This is a genomic window from Kribbella sp. VKM Ac-2566, assembly GCF_004366005.1.
Taxonomy (GTDB): Bacteria; Actinomycetota; Actinomycetes; order Propionibacteriales; family Kribbellaceae; genus Kribbella; species Kribbella pratensis.
In genome coordinates this window covers 754,162-773,354 of sequence record NZ_SODT01000011.1, presented here as the reverse complement: position 1 = coordinate 773,354, position 19,193 = coordinate 754,162, and the positions used below count along the sequence as shown (strand labels likewise).

17 protein-coding genes are annotated in these 19,193 nt (G+C 69.1%); 6 read left to right on the top strand and 11 right to left on the bottom strand.

Going from position 1 to position 19,193, the window contains the following annotated elements:
* Positions 1 to 4: 4 nt before the first annotated feature.
* From EV647_RS26470 to EV647_RS26450, 5 genes are all read right to left on the bottom strand, one after another.
* Complete coding sequence (locus EV647_RS26470; protein ID WP_134007338.1) at positions 5 to 1,135, bottom strand: DUF917 domain-containing protein; 1,131 nt, start codon at positions 1,133 to 1,135, stop codon at positions 5 to 7.
* On the bottom strand, positions 1,132 to 2,199 hold the full coding sequence (locus EV647_RS26465) for a DUF917 domain-containing protein (RefSeq protein WP_134007336.1): 1,068 nt from the start codon (positions 2,197 to 2,199) through the stop codon (positions 1,132 to 1,134). The genes EV647_RS26470 and EV647_RS26465 overlap by 4 nt, the downstream gene beginning before the upstream one ends.
* A gap of 109 nt (positions 2,200 to 2,308) precedes the next feature.
* Positions 2,309 to 3,880 carry a hydantoinase/oxoprolinase N-terminal domain-containing protein gene (locus EV647_RS26460; protein ID WP_134007334.1) on the bottom strand — a complete coding sequence of 524 codons (1,572 nt, stop codon included), beginning with the start codon at positions 3,878 to 3,880 and terminating at the stop codon, positions 2,309 to 2,311.
* 24 nt (positions 3,881 to 3,904) lie between these two features.
* Positions 3,905 to 5,251 carry a cytosine permease gene (locus EV647_RS26455; protein ID WP_134007332.1) on the bottom strand — a complete coding sequence of 449 codons (1,347 nt, stop codon included), beginning with the start codon at positions 5,249 to 5,251 and terminating at the stop codon, positions 3,905 to 3,907.
* A gap of 173 nt (positions 5,252 to 5,424) precedes the next feature.
* Positions 5,425 to 5,721, bottom strand: coding sequence for a DUF2218 domain-containing protein (locus EV647_RS26450; RefSeq protein ID WP_134007330.1), 297 nt, complete (start codon positions 5,719 to 5,721; stop codon positions 5,425 to 5,427).
* A gap of 65 nt (positions 5,722 to 5,786) precedes the next feature.
* Between EV647_RS26450 and EV647_RS26445 the strand changes: the two genes are divergently transcribed.
* Positions 5,787 to 6,332 (top strand): TetR/AcrR family transcriptional regulator, encoded by a 546-nt coding sequence (locus EV647_RS26445; RefSeq protein WP_134007328.1) that lies wholly within the window; start codon positions 5,787 to 5,789, stop codon positions 6,330 to 6,332.
* Here EV647_RS26445 and EV647_RS26440 read toward each other — a convergent pair.
* The 4 genes from EV647_RS26440 to EV647_RS26425 form a co-directional block, all read right to left on the bottom strand.
* Positions 6,309 to 8,402, bottom strand: coding sequence for a heavy metal translocating P-type ATPase (locus EV647_RS26440; RefSeq protein WP_202876318.1), 2,094 nt, complete (start codon positions 8,400 to 8,402; stop codon positions 6,309 to 6,311). The genes EV647_RS26445 and EV647_RS26440 overlap by 24 nt on opposite strands.
* Positions 8,403 to 8,491: 89 nt before the next feature.
* On the bottom strand, positions 8,492 to 10,072 hold the full coding sequence (locus EV647_RS26435; RefSeq protein ID WP_134007326.1) for an ABC-F family ATP-binding cassette domain-containing protein: 1,581 nt from the start codon (positions 10,070 to 10,072) through the stop codon (positions 8,492 to 8,494).
* A 150-nt stretch (positions 10,073 to 10,222) separates the two neighbouring features.
* Positions 10,223 to 10,432, bottom strand: coding sequence for a DUF6343 family protein (locus EV647_RS26430; RefSeq protein WP_134007324.1), 210 nt, complete (start codon positions 10,430 to 10,432; stop codon positions 10,223 to 10,225).
* Positions 10,433 to 10,603: 171 nt separating this feature from the next.
* Positions 10,604 to 11,275 (bottom strand): FadR/GntR family transcriptional regulator, encoded by a 672-nt coding sequence (locus EV647_RS26425; RefSeq protein ID WP_134007322.1) that lies wholly within the window; start codon positions 11,273 to 11,275, stop codon positions 10,604 to 10,606.
* Positions 11,276 to 11,457: 182 nt separating this feature from the next.
* Between EV647_RS26425 and EV647_RS26420 the strand changes: the two genes are divergently transcribed.
* The 4 genes from EV647_RS26420 to EV647_RS26410 all read left to right on the top strand — a co-directional run bounded on the left by EV647_RS26420 (position 11,458) and on the right by EV647_RS26410 (position 17,029).
* Positions 11,458 to 11,865 (top strand): DUF3052 domain-containing protein, encoded by a 408-nt coding sequence (locus EV647_RS26420; RefSeq protein ID WP_134007320.1) that lies wholly within the window; start codon positions 11,458 to 11,460, stop codon positions 11,863 to 11,865.
* A gap of 429 nt (positions 11,866 to 12,294) precedes the next feature.
* Positions 12,295 to 16,095: a multifunctional oxoglutarate decarboxylase/oxoglutarate dehydrogenase thiamine pyrophosphate-binding subunit/dihydrolipoyllysine-residue succinyltransferase subunit gene (locus tag EV647_RS26415; protein ID WP_134007318.1), complete on the top strand. Its 3,801-nt coding sequence runs from the start codon at positions 12,295 to 12,297 to the stop codon at positions 16,093 to 16,095.
* Position 16,096: 1 nt separating this feature from the next.
* A complete protein-coding gene (locus tag EV647_RS42180; RefSeq protein WP_165546322.1) occupies positions 16,097 to 16,273 on the top strand; it encodes a DUF6104 family protein in 177 nt (58 codons plus the stop codon).
* A 33-nt stretch (positions 16,274 to 16,306) separates the two neighbouring features.
* Complete coding sequence (locus EV647_RS26410; protein WP_134007316.1) at positions 16,307 to 17,029, top strand: AAA family ATPase; 723 nt, start codon at positions 16,307 to 16,309, stop codon at positions 17,027 to 17,029.
* Positions 17,030 to 17,105: 76 nt separating this feature from the next.
* Here EV647_RS26410 and EV647_RS26405 read toward each other — a convergent pair whose 3' ends face one another.
* A complete protein-coding gene (locus tag EV647_RS26405) occupies positions 17,106 to 17,456 on the bottom strand; it encodes a helix-turn-helix transcriptional regulator (protein ID WP_134007314.1) in 351 nt (116 codons plus the stop codon).
* Positions 17,457 to 17,571: 115 nt separating this feature from the next.
* Between EV647_RS26405 and EV647_RS26400 the strand changes: the two genes are divergently transcribed.
* A complete protein-coding gene (locus tag EV647_RS26400; RefSeq protein ID WP_134007312.1) occupies positions 17,572 to 18,810 on the top strand; it encodes a sodium:proton exchanger in 1,239 nt (412 codons plus the stop codon).
* On the opposite strand, the gene EV647_RS26395 is transcribed toward EV647_RS26400, so the two are convergent.
* A complete protein-coding gene (locus tag EV647_RS26395; RefSeq protein ID WP_134007310.1) occupies positions 18,807 to 19,103 on the bottom strand; it encodes a WhiB family transcriptional regulator in 297 nt (98 codons plus the stop codon). The genes EV647_RS26400 and EV647_RS26395 overlap by 4 nt on opposite strands.
* Between the last annotated feature and the right edge of the window lie 90 nt (positions 19,104 to 19,193).

Sequence of the window (19,193 nt, the reverse complement as noted above, 5' to 3'; positions counted from 1 at the left end):
GGGGTCAGCGCGGCGGGCCGAGGGTCTGTTGGACGAACGCCTCGGTACGGCGCTCGACGGGGGTGAACTCGACGTCCAGGCCGAAGCAGGACGGGCCGAAGACAGCCAACGCCTCAGGTGTTCGCATCAGGTCGGGTGTGGAGATGCCCACCACGGTCACGCGCTGGCCGTAGCGCAGGCCTTCCGTGGTGATCGGCTCCGCGGTGTCCGCCTCCAGTACGCAGATCAGGTCCGGCACGGTGCACACCACCTCTCCGTCGACCTCCGCGACCAGGTTCTCGTTCTGGAAGCGCAGCTCGAGCTGTGACGTCCCGTCGTACCCGGTGAAGCGCGCCCGTCCACACGCGAAGCCCTCGAGGGTACGGCGTTCCACGTCGACGACCTTCCCGCGGAACAGCACCCGCAGGTGGTTGTAGAGCGTCGGAGCCAGCGCCGCCCGCACAGCCTCGATCGGGTCCTCGTGCGCCGCCCGCGCCTCCCGGACAGCGCGCCCGATCGACAAACCGAGTGAGAGCGTCCGCGGTACGGCGGTCCGCTTCACCTCCGCGCCCGTCATCGAGTACTCCGCGATGTGCGCAACCCCGCCGAGCCGGATGGTGATCCCCCGCGCCAGCCACTCCATCTGCTTGTTGTCCGCGCCGGTGTCGATCACCACGGTCTCATCGTGTTCCCCGGCGATCGCCATCGGCGACCCGGGGACGCCGTACACCGAGAACGTCTCCATCTGCAGTTCGGGGAACGCCCGTCCCATCCCGTCCGCGTCGACGACCGGCAGCCCGGTCCGCGCGGCGACGAGCAGCGGGATCATCGAGTTGATGCCGCCGCACTCGATCGGCATCGTCGCGTCGGCGCGCCGGCCGAGGTGCTTCTCGAGGGCGCGCAGGGCGCCGACCGGTTCGCTGCCGCGCGGGATCTTCTCCACGATCACGGTCGGCGCGCCCATCTGCGCGGTCGGGATGACGAACGCGTCGTCGTCCAGCTCGTCCGGATCGAGCACCGTGATCGGGCCGTGCTCACGGATCGCCTGCTCGACGAGCAACCGCCCGATCAGCGGATCACCGCCACCACCCGTCCCGAGGATCGCCGCCCCGCGAGCGAGATCCTTCAGGTGCTCGATCCCGAGTTGCCAGCTCATGCCAGTGCCCGGATCGGGTCGAGGTCGTAGCCGAAGTACCGGGGACCGACCAGCTCGATGCCTTCCGGAGAGTGCCAGCGTTCGTCGGCCGGTGCGGCGAGCACGCTGACCCGGTGGCCGTAGCGCAGCGCTTCGGTGGTGATCGGCTCGCCCGACTCGGTGTCGAGCACGATGATCAGGTCCGGCGTGGTCGCCACCGCCGCCCCGTCGAGCTCAGCGACCAGGTGCTCGTTCTGGAACCGCAGCACCAGCAGCCGGCCGTGTGAGGCATCCAGTCCGTCGACCGCCGCGTCACCGCGCGCGAAGCCGGTTGTCGTACGGCGTTGCACGTCGACGACCTTGCCCACGTGCAGCAGTCGACCGCCCAACTCGTCCACGACGGCCGCGACCGGATCGGTGTGCGAACGCTGGGCCTGCTCGATGGCACGGCCGATCGTGACGCACTTGCTGAGGGTGCCGGCGACGAACGAGCCGCGGGCCTCCGCGCCGGTCATCGCGTACAGCGAGACGATCGCCGAGCACCCCATGTCGATGGTCGCCGAGCGCGCCAGCCGTTCGGCCCATTCGTTGGTGACCGTGTCGAAGACGCCGCGGTTGCCCTTCTCGTCGACGATCGACATCGGCGTCGCCTCGATGCCGGCGAGCGTCGGCAGCACCATCTGGAGTTCGGGGAACGCGCGGCCCATGCCGTCGCCGTCCACCAGCGGCAGTCCGAGTTGCGCGGCGGCGATCACCGGGACGGTCGAGTTGACGCCGCCGGCCTCGATACAGGCCAGGTGCGTCGGCGTCTTCCCGACGTACTTCGCCAGCGTCTCGACCGCGACCGAGATCTGGTCGGCCGACGGCAGCTTCTCCACCATCACAGTCGGCGCGCCCATCATCGCGACCGGGAGTACACACGCATCGTCCGGAAGGTCGCCGACAGCAACGATCTCGACCGGCCCGTGCTCCCGCAACGCCTGCTCGGCCAGCAGCCGCCCGATGTGCGGGTCCCCGCCACCCCCGGTGCCCAGTACGGCGGCACCGCGGGCGAGGGCACCCAGATCTTCAGCACGCAGCTTCATCGCAACCACTCCACCCCGGACGTCAGGCCCATCACAATTGCCGACTCCGCCGCCCGTCCCGCGTGGCAGGTCGCTCGCGGCGCATTTGTGATGGCGTGGCGGTCCGCGCTCACGACGCAGCTCCCAGCCGGAGGTCGCCGACTGCCTTGCAGCGGATCCGAGTCGCGTTGCCGGGGAGGTACGGGATCGGGACCTCGTCGAAGTCCACGATCCGCACGGCCGCCGGATCGGCGCCGGCGGCGATCGCGCGGTCGACGGCCTCCTGCCGCGCCTCGTCCACCACCGCGTCCCGGCGGCCCGGGTCGATCGCGTACACCCGGTCGACCTCGCCGCCGACCTGCGCGATCGCGGCACCGATCGCGTTCGCGACCGCGAAGTGGTCCGGGCGATGGACGGCGAGACTGCCGGGGAGATCGTCCGGGAGCAGGATCGACCCGCCGCCGACCGCCACCACCGGCAGCGGGTCCGGCGACGTGCGCATCCGCTCCACGGCGTCGGCGATGTCCGCCGCGACCCGGGCGAGTGCGGCCTTCACCAGTGTCGGATCGAGACCGGCGACTGCGGCCGGGTCCCCGACCTCGGCCCGTCCCGCGGCGACCGCGATGTCCGTCGCGGTGAGCGTTTTACCGCCGAAGACCAGTGCCTCCGAGGTCAGCCGGTAGCCGACCGAGCGCGGGCCGACGCTCACCTGGTCGTTGCCCTCGGCCACCAGACTGCCACCGCCGATCCCGATGCTGAGTACGTCGGGCATCCGGAAGTTGGTCCGCACCCCGGCGACGTCGACCTCGGTCGTCGCCTCCCGCGGGAAGCCGTGGGTGAGTACGCCGACATCGCTCGTCGTACCGCCGACGTCGACGACCGCGCACGTGTCGAGGCCGGACAGCAGCGCCGCGCCGCGCATCGAGTTGGTCGGGCCGGACGCGAACGTGGCGACCGGGTACCGGCGGGCGAAGTCGACGTCCATCAGGGTGCCGTCGTTCTGGCTCAGGTACAGCGGTGCGGAGATCCCGTGACCGGCGACCGCGCCGGACAGTCCGTCGACGATGCTCGCCGCCAGCTCACGGAGCGCGGCGTTGATGATGGTCGCGTTCTCCCGCTCCAGCAGGCCGATCCGGCCGATCTCGTGCGACATCGAGATCGCCACGTCGTCGCCGAGCTCGGCCCGGAGGATCTCGGCCGCGCGCAGCTCGAACTCGTTGCTCACCGGCGAGAACACCGACGAGATCGCCACCGACCGGACGCCGTGCGCCACCATGTCCGCGGCGTGCCGACGCAGCTCGTCCGGATCCAGTTCGGCGATGTGCCGGCCGTCGAACTCGTGACCGCCGTGCGCCAGGTAGCTGCGGCCGCTGATCGCCTCGACCAGCCGCTCGGGCCAGTCGACGAGCGGCGGCAACGACGCGGTCGCGGGCAGTCCGAGCCGCAGCGCCGCGGTCGGCGCCAGCCGCCGCGCCTCGACGAGCGCGTTGATGAAGTGCGTGGTGCCGATCATCACGGCCTGCACCTGCGCCGGGTCGAAGGATCGCTCCGCCTGCAGCCGGTCCAGGGTGTCGATGATGCCGGCCGTCACGTCCGCGCTGGTCGCCGACTTGTTCGCCGCCAGCACCCGAACATCGCCGCCGGTGCCGTCCAGCAGCACGGCGTCGGTGTTCGTGCCACCGACATCGATGCCGATACGCATTCCAGATCCTCCCGTTGGTGACACTCAGTTGGTCGCGGGTACGGCGGTGGCCGGGGCCGGCTCGCTGTCCATCGTGCGGCTCGTTCCGAGACCGCGGATCAGTCCGAGCTTGCCTGCCACGACGTACGCGAGGAAGCCGACGACGAGCGAGTTGATGCTCGGCAGGCCCCACGCGACGTACTTGCCGATCAGCGCGGCGCCGATCCAGATCACGATCGTGGCCGGTACCCAGGTCGGCGCGGTCGCGGGCAGCGTGCCGGTCGCGCGGGAGGCCTCGAGGTCGGGGCGCCAGCGCTTCACCACGAAGTACTCCGCGACCATGATCCCGGCGATCGGCGGGAACGCGACGCCGAGCACGATCAGGAAGTCGGTGAACTTGTCCAGGATCCCGCCCGCGGCGAGCACACTGCCCAGGACACCGACCACGAGCGTGACGGCGGCCCGGTTGACGTGCCGGCCGAAGACGGTGCCGATGAAGTTCACCACGCCGAGGCCGGAGCTGTAGAGGTTCCAGTCGTTGATCTTGATCGTGCCCAGGATGATCACCAGCGTGCCGACCCAGCCGACCGACGAGGTGACGATGGTGACCACGTCCGCCGAGCCGATCGCGTGCGCCAGCAGTACGCCGACCAGACCGATCACGTACTCGCCGAGGGTGATGCCGAGCACGGTCTGCTTCACCACGTCGCCGACCGTCCGGTTGAAGCGGGTCATGTCCGGGGTGATCACCGCGCCGACGATGAATCCACCGGCGACCAGCGTCGTACCCTCCAGCAGACTCAGGTGCGGACCGGCCGGTGCGGCGTTGACCAGCAAGCCGAAACTGTGGTCGGACAACTCGCTGATGATCGACCAGCCGACGAGGAGCAAGAAGGCCGGAACGGTCACGTAGGCGACCCAGGCCATCGAGTGGAAGCCGCGCAGGACGACGAGCGTGACGGCGAGACCGAAGACGAGCGACCAGCCCCACGTCGGCAGGATGCCGACCAGCTGGCTCAGCCCGGCCGCGGACACCGCCGACTGGATCCCGAACCAGCCGATCAGGCTGATCCCGATCGCCAGACCGATCAGCGACGAGCCGGCCTGGCCGAACCCGGTCCAGCGCGCGATCACCGAGGTCTGCAAGCCCTCGCGGGTGCCGATGACGCCGATCAGGATCGCCACCAGTTCGAGGATCACCGCGCCGAGCGTGAGCGCCCAGAACGCGGACCAGAAACTCATCCCGAACCCGAGCGTCGCGCCGAGCAGGAACTGGCTGAGCGCCGAGATCTGCCCGAAGCGCTGGGTCGCGACCGACCACCACGAGTACCGCGCGTGGTCAGGGACCCTGGCGAGCGCGTAGTCGTCCGCACCAACAGATGTACCGGCCATGGAAACCTCCAGCCCTGGGATTTCACTGACCGTACGTCGGTTGCAGACGCCCCTCACCGTGGAATCTGCACACCCGGTGGGTCCTGACTGTGCAACCGGCCCACCTCGCCGCCCTTGTCGCGATGGCTGGTCGCGTGCTGCGGTTGCTCGGCGCACCCACAGTAGTTGGTCGTTCAGGCAGGCTGCCAGACGACCTGCAACCCGTCGCGTCGGGCGATCTGCTCGACCCGGTGCGCCACCCGGGCACTCTGCTGCTCGAGCTCGGCCGCGTCGTCCGCCTCGAGCCGCATCACCAACTCCTGAGGCGCAGCACGCACCGACCAGGTCGCCGTACCGAGGTCGACGACCAACTCGTCGGCGGACGTGGACAGCACCGTCAACCCACCCGGGCCGTGCGACATGTGGCTCGTCAGCTGAGCGAGATACCGATCCGCACGCGCCGTACCGAGCCGTGCTTCGAGAGCCGCCACGGCACCCTCCTTTTTCGAGACACTGTGTCTCGATCATAGGCAGACTGTCCCGCTAGAATCCAGCCATGCCGAAGTTGTGGAACGACAGCATCGCCACCCACCGCCAGGCGGTCCGGGAAGCGATCCTCGACGCCACCGCCGCGCTCGTCGCCGAACGCGGACTGACCGGCATCACCATGGCCGAGGTCGCACACCGCGCCGGTGTCGGGCGGGCGACGCTCTACAAGTACTTTGCCGACGTCGACTCGGCCCTCACCGCCTGGCACCAGCGTCAGGTCGCCGGGCACCTGCAACAGCTCTCCGAGATCTGGGAGCGGACCCATCGCATCGACGACGTGCTGGAGGCGTACGCGTTCATCTGCCACGAGCACCCGCCGGCCGAGGCCGCCTCGTCACTGCACCGGTCGGAGCACGTCGGTCACGCCCGCGAGCATCTGGTGGAGTTCATCGCGGAGCGGCTGGGTGCGGTGCGCGACGACGTACCGCCGAAGGAGTTGGCGACGTACTGCGTGCACGCTCTCCAAGCAGCAGGCGCCGTACCGTCGAAAGCGGCGGTACGGCGCCTGGTGCAGGTCACGCTGGACGGGCTACGAAGCCAACCGGGTGGGTGAGAGGTCGAGGCGGCGGAGCAGCTGGGCGTTGAGAGCTACGACGATCGTGGAGACCGACATCAGGAGGGCGCCGGCGGCGGGCGAGACGACCACTCCGGCGAAGGCGAGGACTCCGGCGGCCAGCGGGACCGTGATCACGTTGTAGCCGGTGGCCCACACGAGGTTCTGCCACATCTTGCGGTAGCTCGCCTTGGACAGCTCGATGACCGAGAGGACAGCGCGCGGGTCGTCGGCGGCGAGGACGACGCCGGCGGACTCGATCGCGACGTCGGTGCCGGCGCCGATCGCGATCCCGACCTCGGCCCGAGCCAGCGCCGGCGCGTCGTTCACCCCGTCACCGACCATCGCGACCTTCAGCCCACGGGACTGCAGCTCCGCGACCTTGGCGTCCTTGTCCTGCGGCAGCACCTCGGCGAAGACCTCGTCGATGCCCAGTTCCTTCGCCACCGCCTCGGCGACCTGGTGCGCGTCGCCGGTGATCATGGCGACCTTCACCCCGCGCTTGTGCAGCGCGGCGACCGCCTGCCGGGACTCTTCGCGGACCGCGTCCTCGAGCGCGATCGCACCCAGCACCTGCCCGTCCCGAACCACATGCAGCACCGCGGCCCCGCGAGCCTTCCAGTCCGCGACCTCCGCGTCGAGCGCGTCCGGCTCGGCCAGGCCGTTCTCCCGCAGGTACGCCGGTCCGCCGACCGCAACCTCCGAACCGTTCACGACTGCCTGCACGCCGCGACCGGTGAGCGACCGGAAGTCCGTAGCCGCCACCCGCCCGCCACCGACCGGAACCCGGTCGGCATGCGCACGAACGATTGCCTTCGCCAACGGATGCTCGCTGTCGGCCTCGACAGCGGCGGCCAGCTCCAGCAACTCGTCCTCCGACACCGCGTCGGCAGTGGCGACCCCGGTGACAGCCGGCTCGCCCTTCGTCAATGTGCCGGTCTTGTCGAACAGGACCGCGTCGATCGTCCGCATCCGCTCCAGCGCGAGCCGGTTCTTCACGAGTACGCCGGCCCTCGCCGCACGCTCCGTGGAGATCGCGATCACCAGCGGGATGGCCAGCCCGAGGGCATGGGGGCAGGCGATCACCAGCACGGTCACGGTTCGCGTCACAGCCTCGTCGAGCTTGCCGAGGAGCGCCCAGACCACGAACGTGATCAGACCGGCGATCGACGCGAAGTAGAAGAGGAAAGCGGCGGCGCGATCCGCGAGGGCCTGCGCACGGGACGACGAGGCCTGTGCCTCAGCCACCAACCGCTGGATGCCGGCCAGCGCCGTGTCGTCGCCGACCGCGGTGATCTCGACCCGCAGAGCGTTGTCAGTGGCAACAGTTCCCGCGACCACGGCGTCACCGACCGCCCGCGACACCGGCCGCGATTCGCCGGTGATCATCGACTCGTCGACCTCGGCCTGCCCGTCGACCACAGTGCCGTCGGCCGGCACACGGCCGCCGGAACGCACCAGGACGACGTCACCGGCCTGCAACTCGTGCAACGACACCTGGACGACCCCGTCGTCGGTGACCTTCTCGGCCGAATCCGGAAGCAGCGCGGCCAACGCGTCGAGCGCACCGGATGCCGCGCCGAGCGCCCGCATCTCCAGCCAGTGCCCGAGCAGCATGATCACGATCAGCAGCGCGAGCTCCCACCAGAAGTCCAGGTCGAACCCGCCGATCCGCAGCGTGGTCACCCACGACGCGACGAACGCGACGGTGATCGCCATCGAGATCAGCAGCATCATCCCCGGGCGCCGCGACTTCAGCTCGCTCCAGCCGCCGGTCAGGAACGGCTGACCGCCGTACACGAAGATCACCGTGCCGAGCACCGGCGCGATCAACCCCGCTCCGGCGAAGTCCGGCCGCATGTAGCCCAGCAGGTCCGCGAACATCTCGCTGAAGAACACCACCGGCACCGCCAGCCCCAGGCTGATCCAGAACCGGTCCTTGAACTGCGCCGCATGATCCCCGTGCCCGCCATGCCCACTGTGCCCGTCATGCCCGCTGTGCGCCTCGTGCCCGCCGTGGTTCATGTGGTCCTCGTGACCACCGTGCTCGTGCCGCTCGTGCTCGTCCATGCGTCAGAAGATACCCCTAGGGGGTATTAGAAATCAAGGCACGGAAAAGCCCCGCCACCTGAAGGTGACGGGGCTTACCTCCGAACCGGCTACAGCGGATCGACGTCGGTCAGCGTCTCCGGTGTCAGTTCCACCCACCGGGTGATGCCGATGTCGCGGAGGAACGGCACGTCGTGACTGGCGATCACGAGCGCTCCGTTGTACGACGCCAACGCGTCCTTCAGCTGCGCCACACTGGCGAGGTCGAGGTTGTTCGTCGGCTCGTCCAGCATCAGCAACTGCGGCGGCGGTTCCGCGAGCAGCAGCGCCGCCAACGTCGCCCGGAAGCGTTCGCCGCCGGACAGCGTGCTGACCAGCTGATCCGCCGCCCGCCCACGGAACAGGAACCGGGCCAGCCGCGCCCGCCGCTCCTGGTTCTCCGTACTCGGAGCCAGCAACGCCAGGTTGTCCACGATCGACAGGTCGTCCCGCAGCAGGTCGAGCCGCTGCGGCAGGTACCGGAACGGGACGGCCGGCAACTTCCCCGCCACGATCGACTGCAGCAGCGTGGTCTTCCCGGCGCCGTTCGACCCGGTCAGCGCGATCCGCTCCGGACCCCGGATCTCCAGGTCGACGTGTGCCCCGGTCCGCAGTACGTGATCCTCCAGCCGCAGCACGATGCGGCCGGCGGGTACGGCGGTCTTCGGCAGGTCGACCCGGATCGTGTCGTCGTCGTGGACCTTCTCCTCCGCGTCCGCGAGCGCCTCCTGCGCCGAGTCGAGGCGCTCGGACTGCATCCCGAGATGCTTACCCGCCGACACCTGCGCGGACCGTTTCAGCCCGCCCGCGACGATCTTCGGGATCCCGCCCTGCTCGAAGGCACGCTGCCCCCGGGCCCGGCGCTGATCCATCTTCATCCGCGCCTCGACCAGATCCTTCTTCTGCTTGCGTACGTCGGCCTCGGCCGCCCGCAGCATCCGCTCCGCGGCTTCCTGCTCGACAGCGACCGCCTCCTCATAGGCCGTCAGGTTCCCGCCGTACCAGGTGACCTCGCCCTTGCGCAGGTCCCCGATCTGGTCGACGCGATCCAGCAGCTCCCGGTCGTGGCTGACGATCACCAACGCCCCCCGGAACTGATCCACGGCGTCGTACAGGTGCCGCCGCGCCCGCAGGTCGAGGTTGTTGGTCGGCTCGTCGAGGAGCAGTACGTCGGGACGCCGCAGCAGCTCGGCCGCGAGCCCGAGCAGGATCGTCTCGCCGCCGGACAGCTCGCCGACGCTGCGATCGAGGTCGATCGCGCCCAGCCCGAGCTTGCCGAGCAGCGCCTCGGCGCGTTCGTCGACGTCCCAGTCGTCGCCGACGATCGCGAAGTTCTCCTCCGAGGCATCGCCCGACTCGATCGCGGTGATCGCCCGCCGGACGGCCTCGATCCCGAGCGCCTGGTCGACCCGCAACGAGGTGTCGAGGGTCAGGTCCTGCGGCAGGTACCCGAGCTCGCCGCTGACCCGGATCGCCCCGCGCTGCAGGGTGAGCCGGCCGGCGATCAGCCGGAGCAGCGTCGACTTGCCCGCGCCGTTGCGGCCGACCAGGCCGGAACGGACCGGACCGGCGACGAACGTCAGGCCGTCGAACAGCACCTCGCCGTCAGGCCAGGCGAAGAAGAGGTCGGTACAGGACAGGGAAATGCTCATGAGTGTCGACTCCAACGAGGTCTCAGAACGAGACCGCACACCAGAACGGTGGCGATCAATCGGTTGCGGAGAAAGACCTCAGTTCGACAACTCGAAACCCCTGCCGTCGGGAATGTGACTCCCCAAGCTTACGGACCCTGGTTGGGTTGATCAACCATTTTCCGAACGCTTGCGCCAGGCAACGACCACCAGGTCGACGAGCGCGACGACCGCGAACGCCCCGAAGACGATCACCCATCCCGCCGGAAGGTCGTAGACGACGGCCAGTACCGCGGCCGCCACGAACAGCACGACCCCGAAACACGCCAGCACGATGCGCAATGTCAACGCACTACGGGGTGGAGGCGGTTCGAACGCCATACCTCCGTAGTACCCAGCAACCAACGCTCCGACCCACCATCTGGTGGGTCCACCAGATGGTGGGTCCACCAGCCGCGTCCGGGGTTCTACACCCGCGTTCAGGGTGGATAACCCCCCATTTGCTGGGTCTGCCAGGGAAATTGCTGGGTCTGCCAGGGAAATGGAGGCGGGCTAGGAGGCCTTGCGGAGCCAGGTTTCGACGCCGGCTATGTGGGCGGTCATCCAGGCGCGGGCCGCCTCGGCGTCGCGGATCTCGATGGCGTCCAGGATCGCGGCGTGCTCGGCGAGAGTCCGCTCGACCGCGCCCGCCTGCGTGACACCACGCCAGATCCGGGCCCGCTGGGTCGCGCCGGAGATCCCGTCGAGCAGTGAGCAGACCACCTGGTTCCCGGTCGCCTCGGCGATCGCGCGATGGAACCGCAGGTCGTTCGCGACCAGTTCCTCGACCGAGGCATCCGGTCCCAGGTCACTGGTCAGCAGCCGAAGTTCGGTCACCTGTTCCGGGCTGATCCGCGTCGCGGCCAGCGCCGCCACGCCTGGCTCGAGCAACCGCCGTACCTCGAAGAACTGCAGCACCGAGTCGTCGCGGTGCAGGTCGACCATGAAGTTGAGCGCGTCGAGCAGATGCGCCGAGTCGAGGCTGGTCACGTACGTCCCGTCGCCGTGCCGCACGTCCAGCACATTGACGAGCGTGAGCGCCTTGACCGCCTCGCGCAGCGAGTTCCGCGACAACCCCAGCCGGGCGGCGAGGTCCGCCTCCTTCGGCAACCGGTCCCCCGGCCCGAGCTCCCCCGAGGTGATCATCCCCTTGATCTTGACGATCGCCTCATCCGTCAACGCCATCCCGTCAGTATGCCGCCAGCAGAGCCTAAGAACAGGTAGTAGTCCTCGCCCGACGAACCCCGCCCGCCTGACGCAGCCCACCGCCGGCCCGCTTTCACCCACCACCTCCTGTTCTTAGGTACATCAACCCGCACCGACCGCCCCAGAGCTCCGCACGCCCGAACACCCCCTAACATCCGCGTATGAGCACTCCGGGGTACTCGGGCAAGCCGCTCGCGGCCAAGCTCGGGATCAAGGCGGACCATCTGGTCCTGCTCGACAACGCCCCGGCCGGTTTCGTCGTCGAAGGACTTCCGCCCGGTACGTCGGTAGCGCGCCGAGCCGGACGTACGCCGTACGACGTCGTGCTGATGTTCTGCCCGGACCGGGCCCGGCTCACGAAACGGCTGCCGGTCCTGCTCGCCAGGACCACGACCGCCGGGATGATCTGGACCGCCTGGCCGAAGCGGTCCTCCGGGGTGCCGACCGATCTCGACGAGAACGGGATCCGCGAGCTGGCCCTGCCGCTCGGTGTCGTCGACGTCAAGGTGTGCGCGATCGACGCGACCTGGTCGGGCCTGAAGCTGGTCCGGAGGTTGTCCAGCCGATGAAGGCCAATCATGCCCAGGTGGACTGATTCGGAGCGTGACGTTGACCACACTTCTGCGCGGTCGTGATCGTCACGGGTGGCGAGTGGACAACTGCATACAGTGGGCAGCCACGCTCAGGACGCCGTGCCGACCGGCCGTGACGGACCGCCGGAAAGCCACCTCTGCAAGGCGTCCCGCAGCGATGGCCGTTGCTCTCCGCGTCGGCGGGCGGTGAGAGGACGACATGTGGTCTGAAACACCTTGGTGGGCAGTGTTTCAGGGGCCGATCGGTCCGGTCGCCAGAGCCCGACCACTGGACACACTGGTCCGGTGGTCCCGAGCTGTGGAAGTGGTCCCCCTGCTATTAGCCTTTGCTTGGGACACCACCCATAACATCAGCATTGACGAACCGCGGTACCGGACCCGAAATCGGAAGAGGCGAACTGCCAAGTGGCCACCGAGCCATCAGACACCAATCCCCTAGCAGCCTTCGGTGCGAACGAATGGCTGGTCGACGAGCTGTACGAGAAGTACCAGCAGGACCCGAATTCGGTGGATCCGGCGTGGTTGGACTTCTTCAAGACGTACAAGCCAGGTGAAGCGACGCCGGTGAAGACCACCCCGGCCGACGCTCCTCGACCGGACGCGGTGTCCGACAACAAGACCCCAGAGGCTCCGAGCCGCGGTACGGCGACGTCCGCGCCGGCCTCGAGCGCACCCGCGGCCACGACCGCGGCGACCCAGCCCACCCCGGCCGCTGCGCAGGAAGCCGCACCTCAGACTCAGCCGGCAGCGAAGCAAGCACCGGCCACGTCCGGCGCCCCGACCGGAGGCACGGTGAACCAGCCGCCCAGCGCACAGCCCAAGCCCGCCCCCGCGACCAGCGCGGAGTCCGAGCGGCTGATCCTGCGCGGCGCCCCGGCGCGGACCGCGCAGAACATGGAGACCAGCCTCACGGTCCCCACCGCGACGAGCGTTCGCCAGGTGCCGGTCAAGCTGCTGATCGACAACCGGATCGTCATCAACAACCACCTCAAGCGCGCCCGCGGCGGCAAGGTGTCCTTCACCCACCTGATCGGCTGGGCGCTGGTCAAGGCGCTGAAGACGCTGCCGGACATGAACGCGTCGTACGACGAGACCGACGGCAAGCCGACCCTGGTCCACCCGGCGCACATCAACCTCGGCCTGGCCATCGACATGCAGAAGCCGGACGGCACCCGGCAGCTGCTGGTGCCGTCGATCAAGGCGACCGAGACGATGACGTTCGCCGACTTCTGGATGGCCTACGAGGACATCGTCCGCCGGGCCCGCGACAACAAGCTCGCGCTGCCGGACTTCCAGGGCACCACGATCAGCCTGACCAACCCGGGCACGATCGGCACCCAGCACTCGGTGCCGCGGCTGATGACCGGCCAGGGCTGCATCGTCGGCGTCGGCGCGATGGAGTACCCGTCGGAGTACCAGGGCGCGGCCGAGGAGACGATGGCCAAGCTCGCGGTCAGCAAGGTGATGACGCTGACCTCGACGTACGACCACCGGATCATCCAGGGCGCGCAGTCGGGTGAGTTCCTGCGCCGGATCCACCAGCTGCTGCTCGGCCAGGAGGGTTTCTACGACGAGATCTTCCAGTCGCTGCGGATCCCCTACGAGCCGATCCGCTGGGCCGCCGACCTCCCGCACAGCCACGAGGAGGACATCAGCAAGCAGGCCCGGATCCTCGAGCTGATCCACGCGTTCCGGGTGCGCGGCCACATCATGGCCGACACCGACCCGCTGGAGTACAAGCAGCGCAGCCACCCTGACCTCGACGTCGCCACCCACGGCCTGACGCTGTGGGACCTGGACCGTGAGTTCGCCACCGGCTCGTTCGGCGGCAACGACCGGCGGTTCATGAAGCTCCGCGAGATCCTCGGCATCCTGCGCGACTCGTACTGCCGGACCACCGGTATCGAGTACATGCACATCCAGGACCCCGAGCAGCGCAAGTGGATCCAGGAGCGGGTCGAGCGGCCGCACACCAAGCCGCCGCGCGAGGAGCAGCTGCGGATCCTGGCCAAGCTGAACGAGGCCGAGGCGTTCGAGACCTTCCTGCAGACCAAGTACGTCGGTCAGCGCCGCTTCTCGCTCGAGGGCGCGGAGACCACGATCCCGCTGCTCGACGAGCTCTGCGAGGAAGCCGCCGGCGCCGGTCTGGACGAGGTCGCGATCGGGATGGCGCACCGCGGCCGGCTGAACGTGCTGGCGAACATCGTCGGCAAGTCGTACGGCCAGATCTTCCGCGAGTTCGAGGGCAACATCGACCCGCGGACCGTGCAGGGCTCCGGTGACGTCAAGTACCACCTGGGCGCCGAGGGCGAGTTCGTCTCCGAGTTCGGCGACAAGATCAAGGTCTCGGTGGCGGCGAACCCGTCGCACCTGGAGACCGTCGACCCGGTGCTCGAGGGCATCGTCCGGGCCAAGCAGGACATCCTGGACCGCGGCGCGGCGTTCCCGGTGCTGCCGGTGCTGGTGCACGGTGACGCGGCCTTCGCCGGCCAGGGCGTGGTCGCGGAGACGCTGAACCTGTCCCAGCTGCGCGGCTACCGGACCGGCGGCACGATCCACGTGATCGTGAACAACCAGGTCGGCTTCACCACCTCGCCGGCCTCGTCCCGCTCGTCGATGTACTCCACCGACGTGGCCCGGATGGTGCAGGCGCCGATCTTCCACGTGAACGGTGACGACCCCGAGGCCTGCATCCGGGTCGCGGACCTGGCCTTCGAGTACCGGCAGGCGTTCAACAAGGACGTCGTCATCGACCTGGTCTGCTACCGCCGCCGCGGTCACAACGAGGGCGACGACCCGAGCTTCACCCAGCCGCTGATGTACGACCTGATCGAGCAGAAGCGCTCGGTCCGCAAGCTGTACACCGAGGCCCTGATCGGTCGTGGCGACATCACGATCGAAGAGGCCGAGCAGGCGATGCAGGACTTCCAGCAGCGGCTGGAGCGGGTGTTCGCAGAGGTCCGTGACGCGAAGAACGAGCCGGACACGCCGCCGCCGTACGTGACCGCGCCGGAGTACCCGGACAAGCCGGACGGCCCGGACGCGACCGCGATCAGCCGCGAGATGCTGAAGAAGATCGCCGACGCGTACACCACGCTGCCCGACGGCTTCACCGTGCACCCGAAGGTGCAGCCGCAGCTGCAGCGTCGGGCGCACGCGATCACCGAGGGCCCGCTCGACTGGGCCAGCGCGGAGATCACCGCCTTCGGCTCGCTGCTGCTCGACGGGCGCCCGGTCCGGCTCGCCGGTCAGGACAGCCGCCGTGGCACGTTCGTGCAGCGGTTCGCCGCCGTCATCGACCGGGTCAACGGGCAGGACCACGTCCCGCTGCAGCACCTGGACGAGGGGCAGGGGAACTTCTACGTCTACGACTCGCTGCTCAGCGAGTACGCCGCACTCGGCTTCGAGTACGGGTACTCCGTGGCGCGGCCGGAGGCACTCGTGCTGTGGGAGGCGCAGTTCGGCGACTTCGTGAACGGCGCCCAGTCGGTCATCGACGAGTACATCTCGTCCGGTGAGGCGAAGTGGGGCCAGAAGTCCGGCGTCGTACTGCTGCTGCCGCACGGCTACGAGGGCCAGGGCCCGGACCACACCTCGGCCCGGATCGAGCGGTTCCTCCAGCTCTGCGCCGAGAACGCGATGACAGTGGCGCAGCCGTCGACCCCGGCGTCGTACTTCCACCTGCTCCGCCGGCACACGCTCGGCGAGGAGCACGTCCCGATGATCGTCTTCACGCCGAAGCAGCTGCTGCGGCGCAAGGAGGCGGTGTCGCAGCCGGAGGAGCTGACCCACGGCACCTTCCGGCCGGTGCTCGGCGACGCCGAGGCCGAGGCGAACGCGGCGGGAGTCGAGCGGGTGATCCTGGCCTCCGGCCGGATCGTGTACGACCTGCTCGCGGAGCGGAAGAAGGTCGAGCCGGACAAGATCAGCACCGCGATCGTCCGGGTCGAGCAGCTCTACCCGCTGCCCGCCGACGAGATCGTCGCCGAGCTGGCGAAGTACGGCAACGCGACCGAGATCCGCTGGGTGCAGGACGAGCCGGCGAACCAGGGCCCGTGGCCGTTCATGGCGCTGAACCTGACCGAGCACCTGGGCGGCAAGCCGTTCTACCGGGTGTCCCGGCCGGCCATGTCCGCCCCGGCGGTCGGCTCGCACGGTGTGCACGGCACCGAGCAGGCGACCCTGCTGAAGCAGGCGTTCAGCTGACGTGTACTTCACCGACCGCGGGATCGAGGAACTCGAGAAGCGGCGTGGCGAGGAGGATGTCACGCTCGCTTTCGTGGCCGAACGGCTGCGCGAGTTCGTCGACCTGAACCCGGAGTTCGAGACGCCGATCGAGCGGTTCGCCACCTGGCTGGCCCGCTTGGACGACGAGGACGACTGATCCTCTAGCCCTCTGGCCCTCTAGCCTGAGTGAATGCCCTTCGCTTCCCAGCCCGTACGACGGGTTGCCGCGGCGGAGGGCATTCGCGCGTCCGGACGCTGGCCGCACACGATCCCCGCCGTCCGCCAACTGCTGACCGACGGCCTGGACCTCGAGCCCGGCGTCACGTTCCTGGTCGGCGAGAACGGCGCCGGTAAATCCACCCTGGTCGAGGCGATCGCGGTCGCCTTCGGCCTGTCCCCCGAGGGCGGCTCCACGGGCGCCCGGCTGACCACCCGTGCAACCGAGTCGTCACTCGCCGACGACCTCCAACTGACCCGCGGCGTCGGTGGCAAGCGCGCCGGGTTCTTCCTCCGCGCGGAAACGATGCACGGCTTCTACACGTACCTGGAGCAGAACCCGAGCCATGTGCGCGAGGACCCGGTCTTTCACGAGCTGAGCCACGGCGAGAGCTTCCTGACCCTGATCAACGACCGCTTCACCCGCCAGGGCTTCTACTGCCTCGACGAGCCCGAGTCCGCCCTCTCGTTCTCCAGCAGCCTGGCGGTGGTCGGCGTACTCAACCGGCTAGCCGAGAGCGGCTCCCAGGTCCTCTGCGCCACCCACTCCCCCGTGATCGCCGCCCTCCCCGGCGCGACCATCCTCGAAGTCGGCGACTGGGGCATCCGCCGCACAACCTGGGAAGACCTCCAACTCGTCCAAAACTGGAAGGCCTACCTCCAGGCACCCGAACGGTACCTGCGGCACGTGTTGTGAACCCGCGCATACACAAGTGGCCCTAACGGCTCGTTGCACCCGCTTGAGCGCGGTTCTGCATGCACGCAGGCCCAGTTCAGTCCGTGTGGGGTGGTCTTGTGCGGCGGGGTGGGTCGGGGGCTAGCGTGCCGTCGGGGGCGATGTGTTCGAAGATTTGGTCTACCAGGTTCAGGACGTGGGGGTCGTCGACGGTGTAGATGTGGCGGCGGCCTTCGCGGCGGGCGGTGATGATGCCGGCGAGGCGGAGCTTGCCGAGGTGCTGGCTGGCGGTGGCGATACTGACGCCGACCCGCTCCGCCAGGGTGCCGACGTCGTACTCCCCCTGGGCGGCCAGCGACACCAGGTGCAGCCGGACCGGAGCGGAGAGCATGGCGAAGGTGCCCGCGGCGGAATCGAGCTGCGCCTTCGTCGGTTCAGGGTTGGTCATCGCGCAGTCATTGTGACCGCTCAGGCGGTCTCCGGGCAGCCCGGCGTGCCGTGGTGACCACGGTCTCATACTTTCGCAATTGCGAAAGTATCGAAACGGTGGCAGGCTGGAAGGCGTGTTCCGAGCTCTCCGCCCTGTTCTGCTGCTGCTCCTGGTGGCGATCCCCGCGGTCGCCCTCCGGGTCACCGGCACCCATCCGCCGGCGCTCGCGTCGATCCTGATCTTCGGTCTCGCCGTGGTCGCCGCATCGTTCGTGCTGGCCTGGGCGGCGGAAGCGGCGGAGATGGACATCTCCGGCGGTCTGGCGATCGCGCTGCTCGCGGTCATCGCCGTCCTGCCGGAGTACGCGGTCGACCTCTACTTCGCGCACACCGCCGGATCGCACCCGGAGTACGTGCAGTACGCCGCCGCCAACATGACCGGATCGAACCGGCTGCTGCTCGGCCTCGGCTGGTCCAGCGTCGTCCTGATCAGCCTGTACGTCGCTTCGCGGCGGAGCGGACGCTCGGTCAAGGCGCTCGTGCTGGAGACCGGGTACCGGCGTGAGCTGGGCTTCCTCGCTGTCGCCGGCGTGGTCGCGTTCGTGATCCCGGTGACCGGCGAGATCCACCTGCTGCTGGGGATCCTGCTGCTCGCGTTCTTCGCGTTCTACCTGTACCGGGCGGCGACGTCGGAGCATGACGACGAGCCGGACCTGATCGGGCCGGCGGCGACGATCGGCGCACTGCCGAAGCTCCAGCGCCGGATCACCGTGACCGCGATGTTCCTGGTCTCGGCAGGGGTGATCCTGGCGGCCGCGGAGCCGTTCGCGGACTCGCTCGTCCAGGGCGGTCAGGCGCTGGGGATCGACCAGTTCCTGCTGGTCCAATGGTTGGCTCCGCTGGCGTCCGAGGCGCCTGAGTTCATCGTGGCGCTGCTGTTCGCGTGGCGGGGCAAGGGCGCCGCGGCACTGGGTCTGCTGATCTCGGCCAAGGTGAACCAGTGGACGCTGCTGATCGGGAGCCTGCCGATCGCCTACGGGATCGGTGGCGGCGGTGCCGCGCTGCACCTGGACGGCCGGCAGATCGAGGAGTTCCTGCTCACCGCCACGCAGACGCTGCTCGGACTTGCGATCCTCTTGAACCTGCGCTTCCCCCGGTGGGCGGCGTGGGCCTTGCTGGGCCTGTTCGCGATCCAGTTCGCCGTACCGGGTCAGACCGGGCGCTACGTGATCAGCGCGATCTACCTGGCGCTCGCGGTCGGCGCGGCGATCCACAACCGCAAGCAGCTGGTGCCGACGATCCTGGCCCCGTTCCGGCGTACCTCTGCAGAGCCCGCCGACGCGGACCGCGCCGACGAGCTCGTCAAGGTCTAGCTGGCCTGCTGCTCTTCGATGATGGGGCGGGTACGGCGTTCCTGCGGGCCGGGGCGGCCGCGGCGGCGGCCGGCGAGGAACTTCTCGCCCGCGGCGGTGCCTGTGAACTTGGTCCGGCGCGCCCACTCCCGGCATTCCTCGATCACCGGGCACGACGTCAGGCAGATGGCCTGGGCCTTGCGCTGCTCCCACAAGCTGGCCGTCTCGTCGTACGACGGCGCCTGACCGACACACGCGGCCTTCGTCATCCAGTTGTCGGCCGGGTCAACAATCACCGTCAAAGTGGGCCTCATGGGCTTCATCGCTCCTCGTCGATCGGGCGGATCGTAGGAACAGAGTGACCCCGTCGCGTTGCCCCGGTGCGACGCGAATGTTTCAGCCGT